The sequence below is a fragment of the Pelagicoccus sp. SDUM812005 genome (genome assembly GCF_031127875.1).
GTDB lineage: Bacteria > Verrucomicrobiota > Verrucomicrobiia > Opitutales > Opitutaceae > Pelagicoccus.
In genome coordinates, this window is sequence record NZ_JARXIA010000009.1 from 70,439 (window position 1) to 95,727 (window position 25,289).

General features: G+C 54.5%; 12 protein-coding genes. 4 read left to right on the forward strand and 8 right to left on the reverse strand.

Annotated elements, in window-relative coordinates:
• Nucleotides 1–36 precede the first annotated feature (36 nt).
• The 4 genes from QEH57_RS12140 to QEH57_RS12155 form a co-directional block, all read right to left on the reverse strand.
• Complete coding sequence (locus tag QEH57_RS12140) at nt 37–624, reverse strand: hypothetical protein (protein WP_309007003.1); 588 nt, start codon at nt 622–624, stop codon at nt 37–39.
• Entirely contained in the window at nt 621–3,143 is a 2,523-nt protein-coding gene (locus QEH57_RS12145) for an MFS transporter (RefSeq protein WP_309007004.1), read from the reverse strand. Before QEH57_RS12145 ends, QEH57_RS12140 begins: the two co-directional genes overlap by 4 nt.
• A gap of 85 nt (nt 3,144–3,228) precedes the next feature.
• Complete coding sequence (locus QEH57_RS12150) at nt 3,229–4,302, reverse strand: hypothetical protein (RefSeq protein WP_309007005.1); 1,074 nt, start codon at nt 4,300–4,302, stop codon at nt 3,229–3,231.
• 65 nt (nt 4,303–4,367) lie between these two features.
• On the reverse strand, nt 4,368–5,234 hold the full coding sequence (locus QEH57_RS12155) for an alpha/beta hydrolase (RefSeq protein WP_309007006.1): 867 nt from the start codon (nt 5,232–5,234) through the stop codon (nt 4,368–4,370).
• 1,261 nt (nt 5,235–6,495) lie between these two features.
• On the opposite strand from QEH57_RS12155, the gene QEH57_RS12160 reads away from it, so the two are divergent.
• From QEH57_RS12160 to QEH57_RS12170, 3 genes are all read left to right on the forward strand, one after another.
• Entirely contained in the window at nt 6,496–8,220 is a 1,725-nt protein-coding gene (locus QEH57_RS12160; protein WP_309007007.1) for a family 78 glycoside hydrolase catalytic domain, read from the forward strand.
• A 281-nt stretch (nt 8,221–8,501) separates the two neighbouring features.
• Nucleotides 8,502–16,178 (forward strand): sugar-binding protein, encoded by a 7,677-nt coding sequence (locus QEH57_RS12165; RefSeq protein WP_309007008.1) that lies wholly within the window; start codon nt 8,502–8,504, stop codon nt 16,176–16,178.
• Between the two features lie 42 nt (nt 16,179–16,220).
• The gene (locus tag QEH57_RS12170; RefSeq protein WP_309007009.1) at nt 16,221–16,808 is read left to right on the forward strand and encodes a hypothetical protein; all 588 of its coding nucleotides are present in this window, start codon (nt 16,221–16,223) and stop codon (nt 16,806–16,808) included.
• Nucleotides 16,809–16,906: 98 nt separating this feature from the next.
• Here the strand turns inward: QEH57_RS12170 and QEH57_RS12175 are convergent, their stop codons facing one another.
• The 4 genes from QEH57_RS12175 to QEH57_RS12190 all read right to left on the reverse strand — a co-directional run bounded on the left by QEH57_RS12175 (nt 16,907) and on the right by QEH57_RS12190 (nt 24,001).
• The gene (locus QEH57_RS12175; protein WP_309007010.1) at nt 16,907–18,583 is read right to left on the reverse strand and encodes an FAD-dependent oxidoreductase; all 1,677 of its coding nucleotides are present in this window, start codon (nt 18,581–18,583) and stop codon (nt 16,907–16,909) included.
• 528 nt (nt 18,584–19,111) lie between these two features.
• The gene (locus tag QEH57_RS12180) at nt 19,112–20,473 is read right to left on the reverse strand and encodes an arylsulfatase (protein WP_309007011.1); all 1,362 of its coding nucleotides are present in this window, start codon (nt 20,471–20,473) and stop codon (nt 19,112–19,114) included.
• 22 nt (nt 20,474–20,495) lie between these two features.
• The gene (locus QEH57_RS12185; protein WP_309007012.1) at nt 20,496–22,247 is read right to left on the reverse strand and encodes a hypothetical protein; all 1,752 of its coding nucleotides are present in this window, start codon (nt 22,245–22,247) and stop codon (nt 20,496–20,498) included.
• 2 nt (nt 22,248–22,249) lie between these two features.
• Nucleotides 22,250–24,001 carry a glycoside hydrolase family 2 TIM barrel-domain containing protein gene (locus QEH57_RS12190; protein ID WP_309007013.1) on the reverse strand — a complete coding sequence of 584 codons (1,752 nt, stop codon included), beginning with the start codon at nt 23,999–24,001 and terminating at the stop codon, nt 22,250–22,252.
• Nucleotides 24,002–24,129: 128 nt separating this feature from the next.
• Between QEH57_RS12190 and QEH57_RS12195 the strand changes: the two genes are divergently transcribed.
• Entirely contained in the window at nt 24,130–25,203 is a 1,074-nt protein-coding gene (locus QEH57_RS12195; protein ID WP_309007014.1) for a LacI family DNA-binding transcriptional regulator, read from the forward strand.
• Nucleotides 25,204–25,289 lie beyond the last annotated feature (86 nt).

Consider the following 25,289-nt stretch of genomic DNA (forward strand, 5'->3'; position numbering starts at 1 on the left):
CGGGAAGGCCGGTCTATAGCGACTGGCCTTTCTGCTTTAAGCGTGCGCTGGATCCTCGGATAAGTCTTCGGCGGCTTCCTCGTCGATGAGGATTGGTTTGCCGACCGCCAAAAGAGTTGGCACCGCACAGGATGTAAGGAGGCCTCCGACAAACAAAAAGCCGATTCCAAAGGACCAGGTGCGGTGTTCATAAAGTTGATACGCGTGACTGTCTTCAGTGAAGTAGATGATCTCGACGTCATCGTTCACGTTCACAAACGCGTTTCTGCGACTACCAATTGCGAGGGTGAAGTCCCTTGAGCTTCCATCTTCTTGGTCGACAGTGGCGGTGTAAGTGAAGCGCGTAAAGTAGTCGCCTTCTGGGATCTCTTTACGATAGCGAATCAGTTGAGGCTCCGTGTCCGGATCGTTTCTCTCGATGCGGGTGATGCGAGCCATTTCCTGTTCGCCAAATAGATACCTTACCGCTGGATCCCAAATGAGGATGACGCCCAAAGCAGTGATCGCGAGGCTTCCGATTAGGAACGCAAGCTTGGCTGCGAACTTGTCGGGCGTGTAATACCAGCGTCCGTCACTCGCTTTCGCGATATTAGCTTCGTCTTTGTATAATTCTTCTGGGCTCATCGTTTTAGATCCTCCTCTGCTCCGTAGCGGCGAATGACACCTTTTTTCTCGATATAGATTATGAAGAAGATGATAGCGAAACCTACCAGGTCGCTCGCGATTTCCAGGGTTTTGCTGGAAAAGAAGTATTCATACTCCCGCTCCGTATGTTTGCTGCGAGGTGTGTTTTCGGGGATGTTTACGTAGAAGGGTTGCGAGGCGAGCACGTCCGCCAAGCGGAGGTAGGTTTCAGTGGCTAAGCCTTGGGCGAACGCCTCGCCCTGCATCAGGGAATCGAGTCGGGTTCGGATTTCGTCTGCTCGAGAGCGGGATAACCAGTCGGAATTTTTGGCTGTCATCGCTTCGCTCGCGAGTTGGAGTTCGAAGCGATATCGGTTGTCCGCGATTTGCTGAGTGCTGGCGTCTTCGATCGCTTGCTCTTGGGTAAGGGCTTCTGCCAGGAGGGAAGCGTCCGAGGTGAGGGCGTTTTGTGAGATGCTTAGCTCGAAGCTGAGCGTTGCTTGACCATCGCGTGTTCCTTTCTCTACCGAAGTGATCGTGAATTGCTGGTTACCACGACCGAGCCCGCTTTGGAAGATGCTATTGATCGAATTCGCTAGCTCGAAGGTGGCAGGGATCAAGTTATCTCCTGTATTCAAAATCCGATAGATGCGGGTGAAGTTCGGATCGAACTTCGCATTAACTTGCAAGCCCGGCGTTTCTCCGTCCACGACTTCGACGCGTACCTCTGATCGCCAACGAGAGCTGGATAGGTCATTCTTGCTAGCAGTGACTTGGTATTGCGGACCGTTGAGGTTTTGCTCGAACAACTCGACTTGTTCCTGAGGGAGTTCCTCAATCGTCGTTAGGGCGAGAAACAAGGTGTCGTCCTCGAATCGAGCGTCGCGTAATTGGGCGCCTGGTTCGAAGAGTGCGTCGCCGAGAACCGCGTAAAGCTTTCGGTGTAGCTCGGATTTGCCGCGCTCAAGTGTTTCGTTGATTTCAGTGGTGCGCGATTTCGCGGTGTCGATTTTCTCGTTGATAGCGTCGCGTTCTGGCTCCGTTAAGAAGGGCGAAGTGACTTCTGCTTCGAGGCTGGATAGCTCGTTCTTGAGGTCTTTTAGCTCAGCTAGGATATCTGCCGTTTCTTCATCGTTGCGATGTATCCACCAACGCATGGACGTTTCCTTGTCGACTCCGTATTGATGAATTGGGCGTAGCAGGTAGTCGTCGGGGTCGAGTCCGGTCGATTCGATCTTTGAGCGTAGTTGATCCGCGTCAATTTCGTCGGGGAAGGTGGTCGCGGTTTGGTAGCCGGCTTGCGGGAAGAACCAGACCGACCACCAGACCAGCCAGACGCCCACAAACAGAAGAACGAGGCTGCGAAACAGGTTTTGGAAGAGGTAGATGCCTGCGCTTGCCGAGCCCATACGGCTTCGTTTCACGTACTCCATCATCAGCGGGTAGGTTACGACCGACTTCACCATCATGAAGGCTTGGGTGATGTTTCCGATGACTATGATTTGGATGAGTGTGGGCCGGTTGTCTGGCTGGAAGGCTACCCATACTGTATAGAAGATGTTCATGATCAGCGACCCTGCCGAAGCGAGAACGAAGGTTTGGATCTTTCCATAGCGGTCTGCGAACCAACCTGCTATGAGGGCGAAGGTAATGGAGAAGATGGCTCCTACTGCCATCGTGTTCCCCATGTCCTGCAGCGAGTAGCCCCATTGCTCGGTGTAGAGCAGTGGCTGGAAAATCCCCAAGTTTACCGCGAACATGATCGTGACGAATACAAAGAGATAGATCGGTAGTAGGTCTTTTGCGAATACGTCTTGGTAGAACGATTTGAAGAAGTGGATGAAGATCGATTGTCCGGGCTTTCTACCGTCGTTTATGCTGCCGCCATCGGGTGGCTTAATTTCGCGAAAGCCCAATGCTTCGAAAGCGGAGATGCCGAGCAGGACGAAGGCGCAAAGCCAAAACATGATGGCGCCGCCGCTGAGTTCGGTCACATAGCGAAACGGCCCCATGAAATAATAGTCGTCGAATCGACCGAGCAGCAGGAAGAAAAAGATGATGTTGCCAAATTGGACGGAGGCTTGGAAGAAGCCGGAAAGCCGCCCGCGTTGGGGAGGTGGAACGACTTCGTAGATCAAGGCTTGAGTCATGCTGCCAAAGCTGCCGGCGAGACTGAACGCCCAACGCAGGATGATCAGGACTATGACGTTTGGCGCGAAGGGCATGGCGAGCAGGCAGAGGGCGCGTCCCGTGTCAGCGATTACGACGAAGAATTTGCGGCGTCCCCAGCGAGTCCATACGCGGTCGCTCAGCCACGAAATGAAAGGAGCTCCAAACAGGTTGATATAGATCTCCATACTGATCAGCCCCATGATGGCCGCGGGGTTGTCCATGAATTTCTTCATGAGCAGGAGGAAGGGCGCGTGAATAACGGATTCGCCGTATATCGTGAGAAGGAGTGGCAACTGGGCGTAGAAAAGCCAGTGGACGGGGACCTTTTTCTTTCGGGTAATGATCATGGAGCGGGGCGGGAGATTTAGTTTATAGGGATCATGAAGAATTCAAGGCGAGCGCGATACGCGGACGGTCTCATGAATCCGTTAACTAAAGGGAGTCCTGGCAGGGGTGGCGGACTAGCACTGATAGAAGCTCGCTGAGGCTGGCTCGAGCGAGGCCAATGGAGGTGTCGCAGGCTCCGTAGTAGAGCAGCAGCGTGTCGCCTTCCAGCAGGCAACTGGTGGGGAAGACGACATTGGGAATGTAGAGGCCAACGCGTTCGTAGTAGGCTTCTGGTTCGAAAAGCGGCAGCGGGCAGCGAGCAATGATTTTTTGGGGATCTGCTAGATCGAGAAGCATGGCGCCCATGCGATAAGTGACGGCCTTGACAGATGGATCGGTGGTTTCCACTCCGTGATAGAAGAGCAGCCAGCCGGCGTCGGTACGGATAGGCGGGCAAGAACCTCCGATGCGGTTGTTCTCCCATGGATACGCGGCCTTGGCGAGGAGTTCGGGGGCGGTCCAGGTTTCGAGATCATCCGAGTAGCTTAGCCAAATAGAGGAACTCGTGGCTTCCAGGGGACGGCGGAGCACGGCGTAGCGTCCGTCGATCTTTTCTGGGAAGAGGATGACATTACGGTCGTCGATATTCGCTGGGGTGATCCAGGAGTGGAAGCTCCAGTTTAGCCCATCGTCGGATACAGCCAGACCGGATCGAGTAAGGTTGTCTGAGCGACCGTTCGCGACATTGGATGAGCCAGCCGCGTCGGCTTGAGGCAAGGGTGGCAAGTTTGGGAAGTCGGTCTCGTGCGATTCAGGTACTCCTACGCCTGTGGGGTGCGATGACCAAGCGTAGGGGCGGTAGGCGAAAGTGAGCCACCAGCGCCCCTCCAGCCTCGTCACGCGTGGATCTTGCACGCTGCCGATGGGGCTGCCGCACATGGCGGGGGTGAATACGGGTTCGTCGCAAGCGAGCTCCCAGTTTACGCCGTCGTCGCTCCTTAGGAGTCCGAGGTGACAGATGAAGGGACGGAGGCTGCCGGCGCAGCGTTCAAGCATCCGATACTGCTGGCCGTCGTGGAAGACGGCTGGATTGAAGCTAACGGCGCGTCGCCAGGACGGTGCGCCGGGAGTGACGATGGGGTTGGCGGGTTCTCGGGTGAAGAGGGGTGGGGTAATCATAAATCAGATTGGGAATGTCATGGTAGTTTGGATACGAAGTAGTTCCTCAGTTCGCAGGACGCCACCTAGAGGTGGGCGGCGAGGAATTTGACGGCTGCATGTAGGGCTTGCTCACGGGGGTAGCGGGTGTCGCCGATCGTGTCGTGGCCGATATTGTCCAGGATTTTTAGTTCGCTACGAGCTCCGGCGGCTTGCCATGCGGCATGGGCGATTTTGCCTTGCCGCAGGTGAACGACGCGGTCTTGGCTTCCATACACTAGGATTGCAGGAGGGAGGGGCGCTGTGGCGTATTTGACGGGACTCACGATGTGGTAGAGCCGCGGGTCTTGCAAGTAAGTTGTACCCAGCAGATCTGCCTCGGCTCCGGGAGATTGGCCTCGGTCGAACCAGCGCGCTACGTAGTCGAAGCATCCCCAAAGCGAGATGAGGGCAGCGGGCCTGTGAGTCTGAGGGTCGAGGGAGAGCAAGGGACTTTCTACTGCGAGATGGGCGGCTTGCAGGACGCCGGCGGATTCCCCCGATACCGCTATCCGTGTAGGGTCGATGTTGAGCTCGACCGCGTGATCCAAAATCCAACGCCAAGATAGCGAGGCTTCTTCGAAGATACCTGGGTAGCTTGGCTCGCCTTCGCTTGCCAGTCGGTACGAAGCGGATACAGTGGTGATGCCTAGCGAAAGCGCTAGCGTCTTAGCGATCTCGCCGCAGCCATTTGGGTTGCCGGCGATAAATCCTCCTCCGTGGAAGGCGAGTAGTCCGGGCGCGGGCTGGCTTGAGAGGTGGCTCGGTCGGTAGATTGTAGCGTAGACTGAGTGGCCATCAGGGAGCTCGCCCAATATGCGTTCGAATTCGATCTCCACTCCGGGGCAAGGTTCGTGTCCTTGCAGGTCAAGAATGGCATCGAGTTGTTCTGACGTGAGCGAGGCGGGAGTCATCTTCAGGAGTTGGCCGTGGAAAATGGGTATGGGAGATTGGTTGTAAGAATACGTAAACTCGCGAGGGGAAGGCGGCTGTCACGATGTTTCGAGGTTAATTCGTTAAGGACAAATCACGGATTAGGGTAGTCAGGATTAACGGTTTGATAGGAGATGTGGGTGACGCGCTCGTACCGTTTTGTTCGTCTCACGTATGAGTCGCCCCAACTTGGAGCGCTTGTTCTCCCCCCTTATCCCAAGCAGCTAGTTCAGGATGTTTTCGCCACGAGCCAGATTTGTTGGTTTGCCCGTCCATAAAGCCCATCGTAGCCAGGTGCTGCTCTATCGTTTAGATTTAGATGGATACGATGGCTCGCGAGATGGAGAGCTTTGTTTGCACCTGTTCGCGGAGACTCGCTATCGGCTTTGGGTGAATGGGGCGTTTGTGTCCTCGGGTCCTGCTCGCTTCGTGCAATCGGCTCCCCTGTTCGATAGCATCGACTTGGCTCCGTTTCTTGGTTCTGGCCCGAACTGTATCGCGGTAGAGGTTCATCATTACGGCTGTTCTTCGTTTCAAACGATGCCTGGAGGTCGCGACGGATTCATCGCATGGGGAGGGCGTGGCAGTATCGACTTCGGCACTCCGGGATCCTGGAAAGTGAGGGCACTCGACGGGTGGGCGAAGGACACCGCTCTCTACACCTTCGCCCTCAATGCGGTCGAGGTTCGCGACACGCGTTGCACGGAGGACGCCTGGTACCTGCCAGGAGTCTTGGGCCATGGATGGGAGCCGCCGCGTTTGCTCCCGGAATCAGAGGTGGCCTGGGGCGAGCTTGCGCCGAGGAATGTGCCTCGGCCCCCGTTCGAGAGAGCGGAGCCGCGCTCGCTTGTTTTGCAGGAATCGCTAGCGGACCTTGGTGAAATCTTTGGGATCCATTTTCCTGATAGGTATCTTGGTCCTCCGGGGATTATCCAAGGAAGTAGGTGTTTGGCGATTCAGTTTTGGGTAAAGTCGGATCGGTCGCATGCCATCGAACTCTGGCACCACTGGGGAGTGTATTGGATCAATGGTGACGTTTTGGGGAGTGAAGCTGAAGAGGTTGCTGGACTCCGCATGGTTGGCTCAGTGTCTCTCAAGAGGGGGTGGAACTGTATTTGCGGGTTTGTGAAGTGTTTGCCCAATACAGTTTATTGGGACTGCCTCTTTCGACTGCCGCGAGGATTGCGGGCTTGCGCATTTCCGATCGCGGATTGTCGAGATCGACTACGCGTATCGCCTTTGTTGGATGAGCAATCGCAAAACGAGTGGATCGTGGCGGGGCAGCCGGTGGAGAACGCGGATTGGATTGCCGCTGACGGAGACCCATGGAAGCTCACCCCGGCCCGCCTTATGGCGTGGCAAAAACTCAAGATGGAGTTTGGGTCCGATTCAAAAGAGGATGGGGGAACAGTTTTGGTCTTCGATTTTGGAAGGGAGGTCCTTGGCCATGTGGAGCTCGAGGTGGACGCTGAGCCGGGGCAGATAATCGACGTGGGCTACGACGAATGGCAGCAGCCTAACGGTATGATCGATCTCTATCGCACGAACCCTTTTGTCCACACCGTCGATCGCTACGTGTTGCGAGGCGGTTTGCAGAAGATTACCGGTCTTAATCCTAGGGGCGGGCATGTTGTCCAGGTGGTGATGTATCCAGCCGCTGGTGCAGAGAAAAAGCCTACATTGAATTCGCTAAATGTCATAGAGACGCGGACTCTCAAAGCCGCGAAGGGTATGTTTGCCGATGGTAATCCGACTGACGAGGCAATATGGAGAGCGGCGCTAGCAACGGTCATTGGTAGCGCGGAAGACGTGTATTCAGATTCTCCGTGGCGAGAGAGGGGAGCTTACATTGGCGACTTCACGGTCAATCAACTATTGCAAGGCCTCATCGACGCGGACCTGCGAATCGCCCGTCGCTGTCTGCAGCTCTTTGCTCAATCGCAATTGGAGAACGGTCAGTTTGCGTGCGTAGCGCCAGCCCATCATCGCACCCCACACGAAGACTTTTCGCTAATCTGGGTGCTTGGCCTTTGGGAACATTGGGCCATGTCAGGCGATAAATCTATCGTAGAGGAATTGTGGCCACATCTGTTGCGCTTGTGGGAAAGCTCGGTTTGGCAGGCAGGCCCAACAGGGCTATGGGGATCCGAGGGAATGAAGCTTTTTATAGATTGGGGGGTACGATTGGAAGATCGGCAGGGAGTTGCGAATGCGGTTTTGAACGCATTAAGGATTCTCGCCCTCGAAAAGTCGGCTGCTCTAGCTCTCGAGCTCGGTCACACCGACGAAGCGGAAGCTTTTCAGGGTGAGGCTTTGAAGGTGAGGGAAGCTTTTGCGTCCGCTCTTTGGATTGCCGCGGAAGGACGTTATGCGGCTTGTATCGAAAGTAAGGGTACTATGTCAACGAGCCCTGCGGCCCATTCTAACCTGTTGGCATGGTCCTTGAAGATAGGATCGGCAAGTCAGCTTGAGAGCGTTCAAAGTTACCTTTTCGATCTTCTGGAGGGTAACTTGGAACTAGGGCTGAAGGAAGGCAGATTTGCGGGGCATATCGAATTGTACTTTTTCCGTTATCTGCTTTCAGAGATGGCCGAGCGAGGTTTTGGCGAGCGAGCACTAAGCTTAATCCGGACGCATTGGGGGCCACTTGTTGAGGACGGATTTGGAACTCTTCCGGAATGTTTCTATCGATTTAAGGATGGAATGGGGAGTCGCTGTCACGGATGGAGCGGGTATCCAGCAGTTTGGTACACCAAGTGGGTGCTCGGTTTGAGGCAGGAGTTTGCGGGTGATCCAGATCATTGGATTCTTGATCCGCTACGAATCGAGGGGATTGATCAGGCTGAGGGTTCTCTCCCACATCGCCTGGGACTTATCAGAGTAGCGTGGACTCGCGAGCCTGATTGTAGTCTCAAGGTCGAGATAGAAGCACCCGATGGAGTTCGTGTGAGGCGGACTTTTCCCTAGTAGTGTCTGGGCTTTTTTATTAGGGTAATACTTTCCAAGCTTTTTACTGGATATATAATTAGGGCTATAAACGGATTTATGCTATAACAAATAGTGTGTTCGTCTGCTTCGGCTAATCACTTTAGCAAGTATTTATAAAGCCCCTGATTAAGTGGCGAGTGGAGAATTGTTTCACCGTCTCTAGTCCCCTACCTGAAATTGCTATGAGAGAAGCTATGTCTACGAGCGCACCCGCATGTCTACACCCCAAGGGGAGAGGACTGATTTTTTCATTAATCGTTATGATACTCGGAAGCCTGACCCCGAGTATCATATTTGCTCAAGAGGATACCTATCCCGAACTGACAACAGCGAATATCGGCGGAATCGGCAGTGGCCCAATGAGGGCATTTGTCGATGTCGTTAAGACGTCGAATCGCTGGGCTCAGCCGAACGGAGACCCGCTCGATTGGGACACAATGCGCGATGAACGTGGCTGGCCGACGACTGATTTTCGCATGATCTTGTTCGACTGGCGTCTGTGGGGCGGCTGGTTGAATCCGCCCTACGACGATCCTGAACGGAAGCAGATCGACGTGAGTGGAGTTTATAAGGTATCTTTTAAGGGAGATGCGACCGTTTCTTCGTTTGCGGGCGATTCGTACTTTTCAATTACGAATCAAACCTATGATGTGGCGAGCAACACCACGACTTTGGACTTGTACGTATTTAGCCAAGACGAAGTGATTGCAAACGACCCGAATGACAATTCCGGTCTAGCTGCGATTCAGTTTACGAATACGGTTAATCCAGAGAGCTCCACCGGCGCTGGGATAACGGACCTGGAGGTCATTCGCCCCGGTTACCATGACCGCCCGGATCAAGTCTTTACCGACGAGTTTATAAACGCGTTGAAGCCATTCGCGGCCCTACGTTTTATGGATGTGCAGCACACGAATAATTCGAATCCCTTTCAAGGCGATCCGTATCCAAATAACGTTACCTTGTGGCAAGATCGCGTAACGAAGGATAGCCCTTCGCAAGTGCTTGAGAACCGCGGTCTCAAGCAGCCGGTAGTCGCCTGGGAGTATGACATCGAAATCGCTAACGAAGTAGGGGCGGACCTTTGGTTGAACATTCCCGTGCATGCGGAACTCGACTACGTGAAGAAGTTGGCGATATTGGTCGCTTACGGCGTAGATATGGGGGATGCGGACGTAAGCGGACCCTTCAGTGAAGCTATGCTGGCTCAAGGCGTCCAGACGACCGATCCGCTTGACCCAAGCCTCAATGTCTACCTCGAGCATTCGAACGAGGTTTGGAACTTTGGCTTCAGCCAATATATATACAACAAGCTGGCCGCGGTCGAAGCCGCAGACAATGGCTTCGATTGGGGAACGAGCGATGAAGAACACATGGCGCGTCGTCGCCATATCAAGCGAGCTTACGAGTTCGGACAGATATTCTCCGAAGTATTGTCTGAAAAGTATGGTACAGACGTATTGTTGGACAAGGTACGCCCGATTCATGCTCACTGGGCGAGTGCAATCGGTTTCGATTTGCAAAACCAATGGCAAGCCGCAGTCGACTGGATGGAATCGACTTACGGTCCGGTTAGCGACTATTTTTACGGCTTCGCGATCGCGCCTTACATGAACGACGGTGCCGCGTCAGATACAGCGACACCCGAGGAGCTTTTGGCTGCTTTGGTTGCCAGTAGCGACAGCCAAGCGGCAGGAGGTCGTTCTACCTTTATCGACAAGAGCGTCAACGATTGGGGCGTTGCTCCCATGGTTTACGAAGGCGGTCCGGATACAGGCGGCGGCTCGACGACCAATGTGCAGAACCGTATCCTGATGAACCGCTTGCCGGGCATGAAAGACGCGGTGAAGCGAGACATGATCGACAACTGGTTTGAACTTGGAGGAAAAGAGTTCGCTTACTTCGTCGTCGCTGGTGGCGCCAGCCGTCATGGGTCATGGGGGGCTACTGAAGACGTTGCAGATCTGACTGCTCCCAAGTACCAGGCTCTGCTTGAGATAGCAGGGGACGTTAGTATCCAGCTTATCACCGCGAGCATCCCCGATGGTGCAGTGAATACTGAATACGCGACCCAGCTGCAGACCTTTGGCGGTGTACCTCCGATCGATTGGACTGTGGAAAGTGGCAGTCTGCCAGTCGGCCTCACCCTTAATGCCGTGACCGGGTTGATTTCAGGTACGCCTGCTCCGGGTTCGGAAGGAGTCTATTCTCCGACGATTCGCGCGACAGATGAAGGAGGCGAATTCGATGAAGCTCTATTCCCGTTTGAGATTCTCGCCTTTAATGATACTGCTCCTGTGTTCCAAACTTCCACTACGCTAGCAGATGGTCAGGAGGGAAATCCCTACCAAGCCAACCTTATAGTGACAGGTGGAAATGGAGCGTTGAATTGGAGTGTAACCAATCCCGTTGATCTGCCTTCAGGCTTAAGTTTCAATGACGGCCTCTTCTCCGGAACTCCTCAAGTGGCTGGTAACTACAGTTTCGAAGTCGTGGTGACGGATTCCGACACCAATTCTGGAGCAGGGGACGAGGCGAGGGCGACATTCTCCGTGGTCATTGACGAGAACCCTGACATCCCGGCGTCTCCCACCGATCTCGCGGTCAACGCTGTTTCTGCGACGGTAATCGACCTATCATGGACGGACAATGCAGACAACGAAACGGGCTACGAAATCCAAATTTCCGGCGACGGCGGACAGAACTATTTGCAGAGCATTGATGTTGGGCCGAATGTGACGAGCTATTCGCATACCGGACTGACGCCAGAGACAATCTACTTCTACCGTGTCCGCGCGGTGAACGGTAGCTTTGTATCCGGATTTTCAGGAGCGGCCGGTACGACCACGCTACCTCCACTTCCTGAGCTCGACGTGATTGCTGGGTTTGATTTTGCGACCTACGCAGGCACTGAAAATACAGCGACAGCGACGACGGCTAACAGCGGCGCCACTGTTACGGACCTAACACGCGGAGCGGGCGCAGCTGGGAGAACCAATTACGGAAACGAATTAGGAGGATTTAATACCGCCGCTACGAGCTTCACTAAGGCGACCTTGCAGGAAGCTATTTCTGCCGATAACTACTTTGAGTTTACGGTGTCACCATTGGAAGGATACGCTTTTGATATTGAAGAAGTTTTCTACTCAGCGTTTGCCCAGGCCAATGGTACCAACCCAGGCGACTTTTCGATTGAGGTCGAGTACAGCCTCGATGGTTTCGCCACGGCTGGTACATCGCTTGGTGGCAATTCGGGTGTGGTTGCTCAGACTATTGGAGGGCTGCTCGGAAATCCCTTTTCATTGCAAACGGCAGGGGAAGCTGCTCTGCAGGGAGTGACGGCCCCAGTGACGTTCCGAATCTATGGATACAAGGGAGCGGGCTACACTTCCAAGGGGATAGGTTTTGACGCTGGAGATGACTTGGCGATTCGTGGTACGGTCACGGAGTTGAACCCTGCGGTTCCAGAGGTGATAGCAGGATTCGATTTCGCTACTTATTCAGGAAGTGAGGCCACAGCGAGCGCGTCAACGATTGCCGAAAACTCCGCTGCGAGTAATTTGGTTCGCGGTGCGGGAACGACCGGCAGTGGCTCGACCTACCAAGGAGAGCTTGGAGGCTTCAATACCTCAGGTCCTCGATTCGATGCCGCGGATATCGCAGGCTCGATCGCGAACGATGATTACTTCGAGTTTTCCGTTACTCCAGATAGTGGATACGTTTTCGATATCGAAGAATTTTTCTACTCGGCCTATGCCCAAAACAATGGGACGAGTCCTGAGAACTTCTCCATAGAAGTTCAGTACAGTCTTGATGGGTTCGCGACCAACGGGGTGTCGCTGGGAGGTAATAACGGCGTGACTGCTCAAACGATCGGAGGTATGCTCGGCAATCCGTTTACCCTCTCGACCGAGAGCGAAGCGGCTTTGCAAGGGGTATCCGAGACGGTAACCTTCCGACTCTACGGATACAAGGGTGCTAGCTACACGGCCAAGGGTATTGGTTTCGACGCGGGCGAAGACTTGTTTGTCTTTGGAACGGTGCGCTCAGCTGGAGGTTCTGGCGGTGGAGGTCTCACTTTGGCGGCTCCCAGCGATCTAGCGATCTCGGCACCTGCCTTTGACCGGATTGCTGCAACTTGGCAGGATAATGCTGACGGTGAGACGGCTTACGAAGTTCAAGTATCCACGGATGGTGGGGCTACTTATCCGCAGGTCGAAACTCTGGACGCAGACTCCAGCGAAATATTGATCACCGGCCTCTCTGCCAGTACTGAGTACACGATTCGCGTGCGTGCGGTAGCTGGATCGGATGCATCCTCCTTCGCAGGTCCAGTCGCAATCGAAACGCCCGCCGTTCCTGGCGATTCGGCTGTGATTGCAGCGTTTGACTTTGCGGGGTATGGTGGTGGCGAGGCCAGTGCTGCGGCTACCACGGAGAATCTCAACGTAACTGTGAGCGACCTCACCCGTGGTCCGGGAGCGAGTGGAAGTAATACCTATGGTGGCGAGACCGGCGGTTTTAACACGACCGGTACTCGATTCGATGATCCGACTTTGGAGGTAGCTATCGCGAACGGAGAGTACTATGAGTTCTCTGTGTCTCCGAAAATAGGATACGCGTTGAAGATCGATCAAATATTCTACTCGGCTTACGCTCAGAATAACGGCACTGATCCAGAGGATTTTTCGATTGAGATCCAGTATAGCCTTGATGGCTTCGAAACAGCAGGAATTTCGCTGGGAGGAAATTCCGGTGTGACTCCGCAAACTCTGGGAGGAATGCTAGGAAATCCTTTCTCAGTTTCCACGACAACTGAAGCTGCCCTGCAGTCTGTGGAGGGTACAGTCACCTTCAGAATATACGGTTACGATGGAGTGGCCTATACAAGCAAGGGGGTTGGCTTCAGTGACGGAGATGACATCGCGGTGTTTGGTAGTCTGGTCGAAGCGAATTCCAACCAGGCGAAGGCCTACCGTTATCTTCGCTTCTGGATAGACGCGTCTTCCAGCGACCCAAATCCCATGCAGCTGCGCGAGCTTCGTTGGCTGTTTGGAGACAAGGAAATGCCATTTAACTTGATCACAGGTTCCGTTGGCGACGAGTCTGTGGAGATATCCACAAGCACGGGCAATGTCTACGCGTTCGACGGTCCGTGGAAGATGTTCGACGGTGATACAAACTCTCATTGGTATGTGGAGTCTGGAAACGAGGTGACGCTTGACTTCAAGGATACGGCGGCGATCCCGACCGGGGTTCGTATCGCTTCGCCTAGCTGGTCGCGTTTAACAGCATTCCATTGCGAAGCTTCCAACGACGGTGAAACGTGGACAGAGCTTTATGAAGCGACGGAACTCACTGGTGCTGACTATCCGGATAGTTGGGGTAGCGTGAGGTCTGGCGATTTCGATTTCGGCTTTCCCATACCAGATACGGTCGATCAAACGCCGCCGTCCGTTCCTGACGGATTGGCTGCAGTAGACGTTCAAGACATTGAAGCCAAGCTCACCTGGGAGCCTTCCGTTGACGCCGGGGTAGGCGTTAGCAGCTACCGTGTATTCGTTGAAGGACAATTCTGGAATGCCACCACTGAACCAGAACTGCGTTTACTTGGCTTGTCTCCGAATACGACCTACGACGTTACGATCTCCGCATTGGATGTATATGGGAACGAGTCGGCTCCGAGCGCTGCCTTTAGTGTAACGACTTTGGAACGTGCTCAAGCCCTTGATCCGATGGTTTTGGGAATCGGACTGGGAAGCGACTTGAACGGGGTTTGGAAGTCTGGTGTTAACTTCGCCGACGAATGGGCGAACTACGATACCAGCAATCCGTTCAATCCCGTCTTCCTCGACGAGCTCGCTCACTATGAGGTGATTCGATTCATGGACATGAATCCGACCAATAATAATTGGATCGAGAACTGGGAAGACCGCAGGCAGCCCGACGATTTGGACCAGCGAGTGATCCAAAATTATACTAAGGAAAATGTCCGAGTTCTGCAAGGCGTCGCCTTCGAATGGATGATCAAGCTCTGCAACTTGCTTGAAGTCGATATGTGGATCAATGTGCCGCACGCTGCGAGCAACGACTACGTTGCCCAGCTGGCCAATCTCATCAGGGACAATCTAGATCCTAATCTCCAGGTGATGGTCGAGTACTCGAACGAGGCCTGGGCTGGTTTCGGCTCGGAAATCTACACTCAAGAGCAAGGCTATGCCCTTGGTTTGGAGCAAGGTGACTTCCCGCGCTACGGATGGTTTCAGGACAAGGAGTATGCCCGCTTCCGCTTCTATGTGATGCGTTCGCTAGAGCTGCACGAGATCTTCGATGCAAGCTTCGGCGAGGAAAGCCATCGTGTTTACAAAGTGCTTTCTGGCTGGTCCAGCTTCCCGGACCTTTCAAGGGTGCACCGCGATGCCTTAAGCGATCCGTTGATCAATCCGAATGGTCGGGAGATCGATGGCTATGCCTTGGCTCCGTATTTCAACTTCACTTCGAGTGGGGACGACGAAGCGATGCTGGCTGACTTCTATGCCCGCTTGGAAGGAGTTAAGACGACCGCTCGCGATCACTATGAAGTTTGGTCTGCGGAGGATATTCCGATGATCACTTACGAAGGGGGCCAGCATATCACGACAGCTGGCGAAGCGGCGAGCCGTAATCCGCTGATTTACAATGCCTACATGGCATACCTCGACGCGTTGGCGCCGTTCTATCAGGAGTTCACTCACTTTGTGCATCACGGTGGCTACGGTCGCGGCATGGCTTGGGGCTCCAAGGAGTACGTTGGCCAGCCGGAGCTGCTCGCCTTCAAGTACCGAGCATTAAAGGACTGGTGGCTGTTGAACGCTTCATTGCCGGAAGCCGAGGCGCCAATCATCGTCAGCCAACCTGATGATGCCAATGTCGGTGAAGGTGCGGGCGCTTCGTTCGAAGTGGTAGCTATCGGAAAGGCGCCATTTACTTACACGTGGTACCGCAATGGCGAGGTGGTTTCAGGTGCGGAAGGCCCTGCTTTGCAGTTGAGCAACCTTTCCGTCGAGAACGACGGAGACGAGTACTACGTTGTCGTATCCAATTCTCTGGGACCGGTAATCAGTGATATCGCTACTCTCAGCGTGACCGCGTTGCCAAACAAGGCGGAGATCAAGTTCGCTGCGGAGAGCATTGCGATCGATGGCCTGATGGACTCCGCTTGGTCGGACGCGAATGAGTATCCCATCTCTCGCGTCAACCGTGGGACTGTAGATGGAGCCGCCGATCTTGATGGAAGCTACCGCGTTCTGTGGGATGGTGCAGGTCTCTACTTTTACGTCGAGGTTCAAGACGACATTCTTGTCTATCATACAGAAGGGACGACGAAGAGCGCGCACGACTTCGATTCAGTTGAGTTCTACTTAGATCCCGACAACGCGAAGACCACGAGCTACCAAAACGATGGGCAGTATGTTTATAACATCGTGACCGGTGTGGGCGCGAGTGCCGGCAATCCTACGCTTGAGGGGGTCTTGGCAGCAGGTGTTGAAGTAGAAGGAGGATACAACGTGGAGTTCTTTGTTCCCTGGAGTAACTATGGAGTTAACCCAAGTGCAGGTGACTACATCGGATTTGATCTGATGATTGCCGATAATGACATTCCGGATACGGAGTCCAGCGAGGGTAAGATTGCTTGGTGGACTGATGTGAATCAGTCTTGGTCAGACCCATCCTACTTCGGGACTGGACTTTTGCTTTCAGAGGAAATCGAAGCGGTACCTGGGGATTTGTCAGGCGACGGTGTCATAGACTCGCAGGATGCCGTATTGGCGAGGGGCGCCGTTGGCACCACCGTCGGAAGCCCAAGATTTATCGAATCCATGGATTACGACAACGATGGAACGATAACAAGATCGGACTATTCGGTATGGTATAAAATTGCTCGGAGAAGTATGTGAGGCAGCAAGCTGCCCAAGTGAAAACACAACAATATAAAGAAAATGAATATTAAAGATATAACCAGAATGGGATCGCTCGTAATGGTAGGTGTCGCTGCTCTGGCTTGCGCTTCCTCGAGCAAGGCAGTCTCCTATAACTTCGAAGTCTTGGATTCTTCGATTCAAGTCGGCGAGAGTTTCGACGTCGCCTTTGTGGCAACCTTCAACTCGGTTTTGGAAGTGGCAACCTTCGCATTCGATCTTGATCCGCTAGGCTTTTTGCCGGCCAACGGAATCATTCAGCTTAATGATTGGAGCGTGCCGTTGCCGCTCACAAAGTTCTCTTTCGGGGAGCCCGAAGTGGGAGCTCTGGGTGACCCGTTTGATCCGATTTTTGGTGGAACAGACATCCTGCTCGCGACTTTGAGCTTCACGGCTCTAAGCGCGGGGACCGAGTCGGTCGCGGTTGTGGGCCCCGCATCGATAGGCCAAGGACTTGAGCTATATGATTTCGATTCAGATACCTCAGAGTTCTTTGATATCGAATCAAGTTTTGGGGTAACGGTTAACGCAGTTCCGGATTCGTCTATCTATGCGGCGTTACCAATGATCTTGATTGGGATGGCAGCTTTCAGACGTAAGATCGCCTAGTCTGCGAATATGAAAGGGAGCTGTTTATTTGCAGTCCCTTGTCGTTTTTAGAAAATAGGGGAGGACGATTTTCATCGTCCTCCCCTTTGCTTTTTCAATTAGTTCTCGAGGATCTGTTGGTCTTGTAGCAAGCGTTTTTGTAAGCGCTCGATATCAAGTTCGGAAAGCGTTTGGTCGTGTTCCAGCGCATGAACCGCAGCGGTCGCGGCGGATTGTCCTAGAATCATAAATACCGGCTCCATGCGGATTGAGCCGAAGGCCACGTGGCTCGACGAGAGGCAAACGGGGACGAGCAAGTTATTTGCTTCCTCTGCTTTTGGAAGCATTGAGCGGTAGCTAATGGGGTAGGGAGCAGGAGCGTCGGCTTGCATATTGCCCTCGTTGCGAGCGTGTCCGTTGGCGTCCACGTAGCGTTGTACGTGATGAGAATCCATTCCGTAGGCAGCCATGCCGACTGAATCGGAGACGGTCTCAAGACCCTCACAGTGATGCTGCGTCATTACGATTTGCCCCACCATGCGGCGAGCCTCGCGCACGTAGAGTTGAGGCGACCAGTTTCCGTTTTCTGGGTATTCATCTTTTGGCAATCCCCATTTGGATACGTATTCCCGAGCCCAAGCTGGAGTACGAGGGTGGTAGGCCAAGGTCCAGTAGAGGCCCAGTTGGTAGTCTCGGTGCGCTTCGATGATTCGTTCTCTTTCGGCGTAGCTAGCTTCAGGGTAGTCATGGTTCATGCCGATAAAGTCGCCAGAGAATCCGCCCCCGTTATTTGTATCCGTTTTCCAGTTAGGCATCGCTGCATTGATCCAAAGGAACTTAGCGCCGTTTTCGAGATGGCGAAAGAGTAGCTCGTAGTGAAGTTCGTCGTAATTCTCAGGTTTTTGGAAGGGGATTCGGTTTTCTGGGTGGCTCGTGAGGGTCGCCCGGAAGCAGTAGGCTTGTACCATCTTATCGCCGCTTCCTTCGATCCCCGGTCCGGCGTTGCGCACGAAGGGCAGGGTGCCGCTACTGGGATCGCCAGGAATAACGTAGGCGTTGACGCCATCCGCGATCTGGTGATTGGCTGCGTTTTTCGAGATCTTGTATTGCAAGGTGGGGGAGATGCGATCAGCCACGACACCATTGAGCGTTTCGCCGTATTGAGCGTTCGCTTCGCGTCCGACGGTGTAGCTAACACCTGACTCGGCAAGGAGATCGCCTTCGTAGGTGGCGTCGATGAAAATCTCGCCGCTGATGACTCGTCCGTTTTCCATCTTTATGGATCGGATTTGGGCACCCTCATTCGTGACACCTCCGCCGTCTCGATCGAGGCGATGGTTTGTGAAGACCTTCAAATCGGCATCTTCGATCATCTTGTCGAGGACGCTTTGAGCGGCGCTCGGTTCGAAGGTCCACATGGTGTCTTCATGTTCCTCGGTGCGGGTCTGACCACCGTCCCGATACTCTTCAGATTTTTGCCAGATCCAGGCTTCTGGTTTGCGGTAGTGGTTCCGGATTCCTCTGTAGAACTCGCGGGCGATTCCGCCGATGACTTGCTTGTTGCCGATGTCGGTTTGGCCCAGTCCGCCAGTCGTGAGTCCGCCAACATGTTCATAAGGTTCGATAACAATGACGGAGCGGCCCATTCTTTTGGCTTGGATACCAGCGGCGATTCCGGCGGAGGTGGCTCCATAGATAACTATGTCAGCTTCCAAGGGGGCTGGGGTATCGGCTTTGATCGAACCTTGGCCGACCAAGAGAGCGGAGATAAGGGTAAGGATGGTTTTTAGGCGCATTGTGTGTTTTGGGGTTCTGTAAATTGACATGATACGAGAAGGGAAAATCGCTCCATGCGTTCGAACCAGTTTTCCTTTCCTAAACTCGTTTATTAGGTTCTCCCACGATCAGGTGGCCTCAATCGTTTCTTTGAAATTGCGGACCTTACACCATTAAGTAGATTCTGAAGTTAAGGCTTCCGATAGCTAGGTCTAAGTCTAGGACGTTGGAGCGGCCTGGCATCGCGAGTTACTTCTCCTTTAGCCGAGCGTGCTTTGCCGATCTTCCTGTGTTTCGTAGAAACGTTTGGATGCTCGATTTTGCGAATAAGCTCGAGTTGCTTATGCGACAGGCTTGGCTGATCGGTGTTACTGCTTTGGGGGGAAATTGGAAGTAGTAGGCGTGGAGAGCAGTTTTTCAGCCGCTACTGGCACGGTCGCAGTAGAACAGCCTGGCTGTTTGCAGAAGGTGTTGGATGGAAAGGGGCGATGCATGCCTTCGAAGTCCGTAGGATGGATCCAACCTAGATTTGTTCTGCTAACGAAGAATTACTTGAACAGGGGGGCGATGGGGGAGGGGGTGTGGGAGTCGGAAGCGCGGCGGGAAAGTTGGCGAACCACCTGGGGGTATTTGGAGGCGATATCGTGGAGCTCGGCAGGGTCCGAAGTGATGTTATAAAGTTCCCATTCTGCGTTCGAGTTATCGATAATGCCTTTGCGGTAGAGCTTCCAGTCGTTCTCGAGCACGGCTTGCTGACCTCCGTACTCTTGGTTCTCCCAGTAAAGGAAGGCGTGCTTCTCTTGCTTATTGCCCGTGAGGGTGGGCAGGAAGCTGATCCCGTCCGTGTCGGCGGGAAGGGGCTCGCCCGCGATATCGACAAAGGTAGGAAGCATGTCCCAAAAAGCGGATACATGGTCGCTTTGGCTGTGTTGAGGCACGATATCCGGCCAGCGGACGATCAGGGGCACGCGGATGCCGCCCTCTAGCAAGTCGCGCTTAGCTCCGCGGAGGGGGCCGTTGCTGTTGAAAAAGCGATGGTCGTGTCCTCCTTCGAGGTGGGGGCCATTGTCGCTTGTGAAGAATACGACCGTGTTCTTTGCAAGGCCCTGCGTTTCGAGTTCTTTGAGGAAGCGGCCCGTGTTTGTATCGAGATTCTGGAGCATGGAGGCGAAGACCTTCTCTACCTCCGGCCAATCCTTGTTGGCGTAGTCAGGAGATATTTTTCCGTCCATCGGGACGTGAACGCCTTGGAAGGAGAGAAAGAGGATGAAGGGCTTCTCGTTATCGCGTTCGTTGAGGAATCGGATGGCGGCGTCGGTGTAGAGGTCGTCCATGTACGCTCCACGTTGGCCATTTTGGTTTTCTGGAATCTTTACCATTTTTCCGTTTTCGAAGAGGTGGCTGGGCCAGTGCTCGACGCCACCCTCGGGATAGGGGAATCCCACGCAGTAGTTGTAGTCGAATCCGTGATACGGAGCAATGTCCTCCGTGTCGTTGCGATCTCCTACATGCCATTTGCCCGTGATCGCGGTGGCATAGCCGGCCTCTTTCATTGCTTCCGCAAAGGTGGTCTCCTGGGGGAGAAATCCGTAGCTGTCGACGAAGCGGGGGTTGTCGCGGTGGCGGACATTGCCGGGGTGCTTGCCGGTGAGCAAGCTGGAACGAGAAGGGGTGCAGACAGCGTTGCCCGCGTAGTGTTGGGTAAACTTCATGCCCTCTTGGGCAAGCCTGTCGATGTTCGGGGTCGCGATCATCTTTTGGCCGTAGCAACCCAGGTCGCCGTAGCCGAGGTCATCGGCGAGGATGTATACGATATTTGGCCGCTGGTCCTTGGTCTCGGCTTGGGCTGCTGCAGCGAGGCAGGAGAGTGTTATTGTAATGAAAAGAAGAATACGGGAGCGCGAAAGCATGGTAGTTGGGGGGGAGTGAAACTTAAGATTTTACCCGCTTCGAGTAAACGATAAGGGCGGTTCCGATAGCGAGGGGGAAAAGGGCGCAACCAAGGATCCCCATTCGTCCAGACATCGGATTTGGAATTAAGGTTAGCAGTGCGATGAAGCAACCGAATGCGACTGTCAGGCGACCTATGGCCAGGGATTGGCGGGCCGTGATATCTCCGCCGACTTCCTTTTCGAAGTCGATGGGAGTGTTCATGCGGCGGAAGAATTCATGCGAGCGCGTTTGTTGTTCGACGTCTTTTTCAGGGTTGTAGCAGTAGCGCGTCGCCCAGAAGAAGAGGGCGGTGAGGGGTCCCCCTACGAGGTTGCCGACTACGAACTTGTTGGAGACCATGTACTCGTAAACTGAGTTGCCAAGGAAGGGCTCGAAGAAGGCCCTGCCGGAGTCGGTGGGCACGAAGTTGAAGATCACGATCGAAACGAGTATTCCGAAGAAGGTCGTGGCCCAGCCTGACCATTTCGGAACCTTGCGCATCAGCATGCCGAAGATGAGGGGGATGGCGAGCGGTACTCCGAGGTAGCCGCCCAGGTAGAGGAAGGCGTCGAAAAGCGTGATGCCGGACTGGGTGGTAACGAGGAGGGCGCAGGCCGTTACGAAGAGTCCGAAGAAGATGGTCGATCCTCTGCCCGCTAGGAGCAGCTCCCGGTCGGTGGCCTGCTGGCGCAGGATGGGTTGGTAGAAGTTTTTCACGAAGAAGCCCGCGTTCTTGTTCAGGGCGACGTCCATGCTGGACATGGTTGCCGAGAACATGCAGACGACGAGCAGTCCGATCATGCCTTGTGGAAGAATCGCGAGGCAGACTTCGATGTATGATGCCTCGCCGGGATTTGCTACCACGGTACGTTCGGCCAGGTCTGGCACCAAGGTGAAGGCCGCCAGGGGAGGGATCATCCAAATGAAGGGCATCACGATGTATCCAATCGCTGGTATGAGAGCTGACTTGCGGGCGTGGGTGGAATCCTTGGCTGTGATGTACTTGCCGGCGTTTACTAGGTTGTTGCGCGCGTAGACGGCAGCGAAGAACGCGGTGGCGAGGTAAAGCCAGTCGTAGGGGATGGATCCGGTGGGGTGGAAGATGCGTTCGTGTCCTTCAGGAATTTGGGCAATGAAATTGCTCAGGCCTCCCAGCTCGACAAGGGTAAGGATCGCAACGACTACGGTGACGCCCAACAACACGACGAGTTGGACGAAATCGCTGGCTGCGACGGCCCAGCTTCCTCCCAGCAGCGCCACGATGGTGACGATGCCGCCGGCTGCGATGATAACGGGTACCGGAGGGATTTGGAAAGAGGAGGAGAGGACCACGGAAAGGCTAATGAGCCAGACGGTAGCCACGCCGAGGGAGCTGACGAAACCGAGCCAGGTGAAGAACTGCTCGCTCGAAGCCCCGAAGCGGAGCCGTACGGCGTCCATGGCGGTGACTAGGCGAAGCTGACGGAATCTCGGAGCGAACCAGAGGTAGCTGATGAAGAACGCCGCCGCGTCCATGAAGAAGAAGGCGAAGATAAGGGCTCCGTAGGTGTAGGCCATATGGGCCGCGCCGGTAAAAGACCAGGCGCTGAAATTGGATACGAAGGATCCGGCTCCAATCAGCCACCAGTTCATCTTGAAGCCGCCGGCGAAATAGTCGGTACTGCCTCCGGTGAATCGACGGAAAAGCCAGCCGATGGAGGCTAAGAAGACGAGATAGAGGCCGATGGTTGCGTAATCGAATGAAGAGACCATGCTTAGGCTTGACCCGTTTCTGTCCAAATGCGGCGGATACAGTGAGCGGCCATCTTAGGCAATCGATCTCGAGTGAAGATGCCCTTGTGGTTGCGCACGGCTCGGGTGATGGACTGACCGGTTTTGAAATCGGAGAACGCCCAAACGTGGGTACCGATAACCCAGTCGCGAGATTCGGCGGCGAGAATTTGGGCTTCGATGATGTCGGCTTGGAACTCTTCGGTAAACATGATGGAGGGGAGGGAGTGTTCACCGGGTATAGCGTCTGCTCCGAATTCGGCTAGCAAAATTGGCTTTCCGAAGGTGGAGTGGAAATTGTCGAGTACCTTTCCGAGGTAGGCGGTGCCCGTTTCGATATCGCCCGGATAGTCGTACCAACCTCCGTATCGATTTACGGATACAATGTCGCAATCGCGGCAAGCTGCATTGATTTCAATGCCGTTGTGCGCGACGTAGGTGACGGGGCGGGAGCTATCCTGGGAGCGTGCCTCGGAGAGCAGGGCCTTGATGAAGTCCGTTCCTTTTTGGGATTCGATCCAAGGTTCGTTGGCCACGCTCCACATGATCACGCTCGGGTGGTGATGGTCGCGATCGACCATGTCTCGAACGAGCTTCAAGGCTTTGGCCTTTATATCATCGGATTCGAACAATCGTTCGCAGAGGCCGACCATAGGAGTCTCTGCTATGATGAGGATACCGTGCCTGTCGGCGAACTCGTACCACTCTTCGGCATAGGGGTAGTGGGAGGTGCGGAAGGAGTTTGCCCCTGTCCACTTCAGCAGGTCGAAATCGCGAGCGATCAAGGGAAGGGAAAGGCCTCGCCCCAAGACCGGAAAGTCTTCGTGCTTTCCGTATCCACGTAGAAATACAGTTTTTCCGTTCAGCTTTAGGGAGTTGCCGACAACTTCAATGGTTCGGATGCCGAAGGTTTGCCGGTAGTGGTCGATCGCTTGATCGTCTTTGAGTAGGGTTACTTCGGCTACGTAGAGCTCAGGGGTTTTTAGGTCCCACAGGCGTGGATTCGCGATGTCGATGTAGAGGGTGGCGACGCCATGGGAGTCGAGCGCCGCAGTCGCGGCCGCTTTTTCGATACGAACTTCCACGCTACAAGCGGTACTGTCCTTTACGGTGACGGTTATGCCGACCTTGGCGGTTTTCGACTCAAGGTTCAGGCCGGTGTCGACGCGGATCTTGTCGATGCTTTCGCGCGTCGGCGTGACCTGCAGGGAGACGGGGCGAGGGATTCCGCCGTATGGAAAAAAGTCATACGTCACGGATGGGTTGCTGTTGTGGAAGCCTTCGTTTTTCGCGTTGGTCGCGATGCGGGCCGGGGGGAGGTCCCAAGGGTTGATGGACGCGTCCACTTGCACGACGAGCAGGTTTTCCTTTCCCGGAACGATGCATCGGGAGAGGTCGCACTGAAACGGGAGGCTCCCGCCCTCGTGAGTACCGACCAAGGTTCCGTTTAGCCAGACCTTGGCATGGTTCTGCACGCTTCCGAAGTGGACGGATACGCCGTGTTCCTGCCAGGAGGAATGGGCGACGAAGGTTTGGGAGTACCAAGCGATTCCGAAGTATTGCTCGAGGTCGGTACGTTGTTCGTTCCAACTTCCCGGCACCGCGATTTCGCATTCGCTGTCAAAGCCAAGAAACCAGTTTCGCGCTTCGCCTATGCCGTCTTTGTCTCGTTTGAAGTTCCAGAAACCGTCGAGTGAACGGGTTTGGCGGAGATGGTTAGATTGAGGTTTGATCATGGATAAAAAGAGAGGGTAAGTCCTAGGAGCTCAGGTTTGATCGATGAGCGTCCCTCGGAGCTAGAATCAAAGCGCTGGCTTTTGAAATTGACCAGTGAGCGACTATTGTAGCGTATAGTAAATTCTGCATGGCGGAGAAGCGAAACGAGGAGAAAGGCAACGAGAAAACCCCTCGAAGAGTGGGTCAGCGAGAGGTCGCGAAAGAAGCGGGGGTCAGCTTAATGACGGTTTCCCTCGCGATGCGGAACAGTCCGTCCATCAGCGTGGCGACGCGTGAAAAGGTAAGGGAGGCTGCGGAGCGTGTCGGATACCGTCCCGATCCAGAGGTGGCTCGCTTGATGGGAAAGCTCCGCTCGTCGCGGGTGGCCAGCCGTAGCGTCGTGATCGCCTTGATCGACTTGCAGACGTCTGACCTGCAGCACAGCTACAACCTGCGCTTGAAGGAAGGCGTGGAGAAGCATCTCGATCGTCTTGGTTATGGTTGCGCTTGCTTCAAGCTGAGAGACTACCGGGACGATGTATCCAAAATTGTACGTGTGATCAGGGAGCGGGGAATCATCGGCTGCATCCTGCTTCCGTCGGATCGGCCGATAACGTTTTCCTCCAAGGTCAACTGGGATGGGATTTCCGTAGTGGCGGCCACGACTTCGGTTTTGTCTCCGAGATTCCACAGGGTGGGCCCAAACCAAGTCTTCAATTCGATGCGGGTGGTCGAGGAGATGCAGTTGCGAGGCTACACTAATATTGGAGCCATTTTCAGCGAGAGCTTGGAGCGCAGGCAAAGGCACCGCTATTCGATTGCCTTGGCTTGGTATGGTCATCGAGACCGTATTCTATTGTTGCCGGACGATATCGACGACGCCCAGGAAGCCAAAATGATTCGAGATTGGGTGGCCACGCATCGGGTCGACGTGCTCTTCGTGCAGAACGCGTCGATGGTGATGCGCGCCTTGCAGGCTAGGAAGTTCGGTTCCGGCGCGAAGCAGGTCGGCTTAGTTTCCTTGGGGACGGTGGAAGACTCGAAGGTTTCCAGTTTGGACGAGCTCCCGGAGTTCGTCGGCGAGAGCGCGGTGAGCCTTCTCGTGGGAATGATGTTCAACAGCGAAACGGGGGTTCCCGCTACGCCTCGATCTACGGTGGTCGATGGCATTTTTCGAGAGGGGAAGACGGTGCGAGCCCTACGGCCGACCGGGGAAAAGTAGGCTGCGCCCGCTTTCGCTGCAGGAGCGTTCCTAGCGTCGCGGAGCTCTCTTGCGCGAGGTTGTACGCTAAAGCGTTGCTCGTATTG

Bases quoted from the DNA above. Each gene is read 5' to 3' on its own strand.
- QEH57_RS12145 (WP_309007004.1), bottom strand. From the start codon at position 3,143: ATGATCATTACCCGAAAGAAAAAGGTCCCCGTCCACTGGCTTTTCTAC.
- QEH57_RS12175 (WP_309007010.1), bottom strand. From the start codon at position 18,583: ATGCGCCTAAAAACCATCCTTACCCTTATCTCCGCTCTCTTGGTCGGC.
- QEH57_RS12190 (WP_309007013.1), bottom strand. From the start codon at position 24,001: ATGATCAAACCTCAATCTAACCATCTCCGCCAAACCCGTTCACTCGAC.
- QEH57_RS12195 (WP_309007014.1), top strand. From the start codon at position 24,130: ATGGCGGAGAAGCGAAACGAGGAGAAAGGCAACGAGAAAACCCCTCGA.
- QEH57_RS12165 (WP_309007008.1), top strand. From the start codon at position 8,502: ATGATACTCGGAAGCCTGACCCCGAGTATCATATTTGCTCAAGAGGAT.
- QEH57_RS12140 (WP_309007003.1), bottom strand. From the start codon at position 624: ATGAGCCCAGAAGAATTATACAAAGACGAAGCTAATATCGCGAAAGCG.
- QEH57_RS12170 (WP_309007009.1), top strand. From the start codon at position 16,221: ATGAATATTAAAGATATAACCAGAATGGGATCGCTCGTAATGGTAGGT.
- QEH57_RS12185 (WP_309007012.1), bottom strand. From the start codon at position 22,247: ATGGTCTCTTCATTCGATTACGCAACCATCGGCCTCTATCTCGTCTTC.
- QEH57_RS12155 (WP_309007006.1), bottom strand. From the start codon at position 5,234: ATGACTCCCGCCTCGCTCACGTCAGAACAACTCGATGCCATTCTTGAC.
- QEH57_RS12180 (WP_309007011.1), bottom strand. From the start codon at position 20,473: ATGCTTTCGCGCTCCCGTATTCTTCTTTTCATTACAATAACACTCTCC.
- QEH57_RS12150 (WP_309007005.1), bottom strand. From the start codon at position 4,302: ATGATTACCCCACCCCTCTTCACCCGAGAACCCGCCAACCCCATCGTC.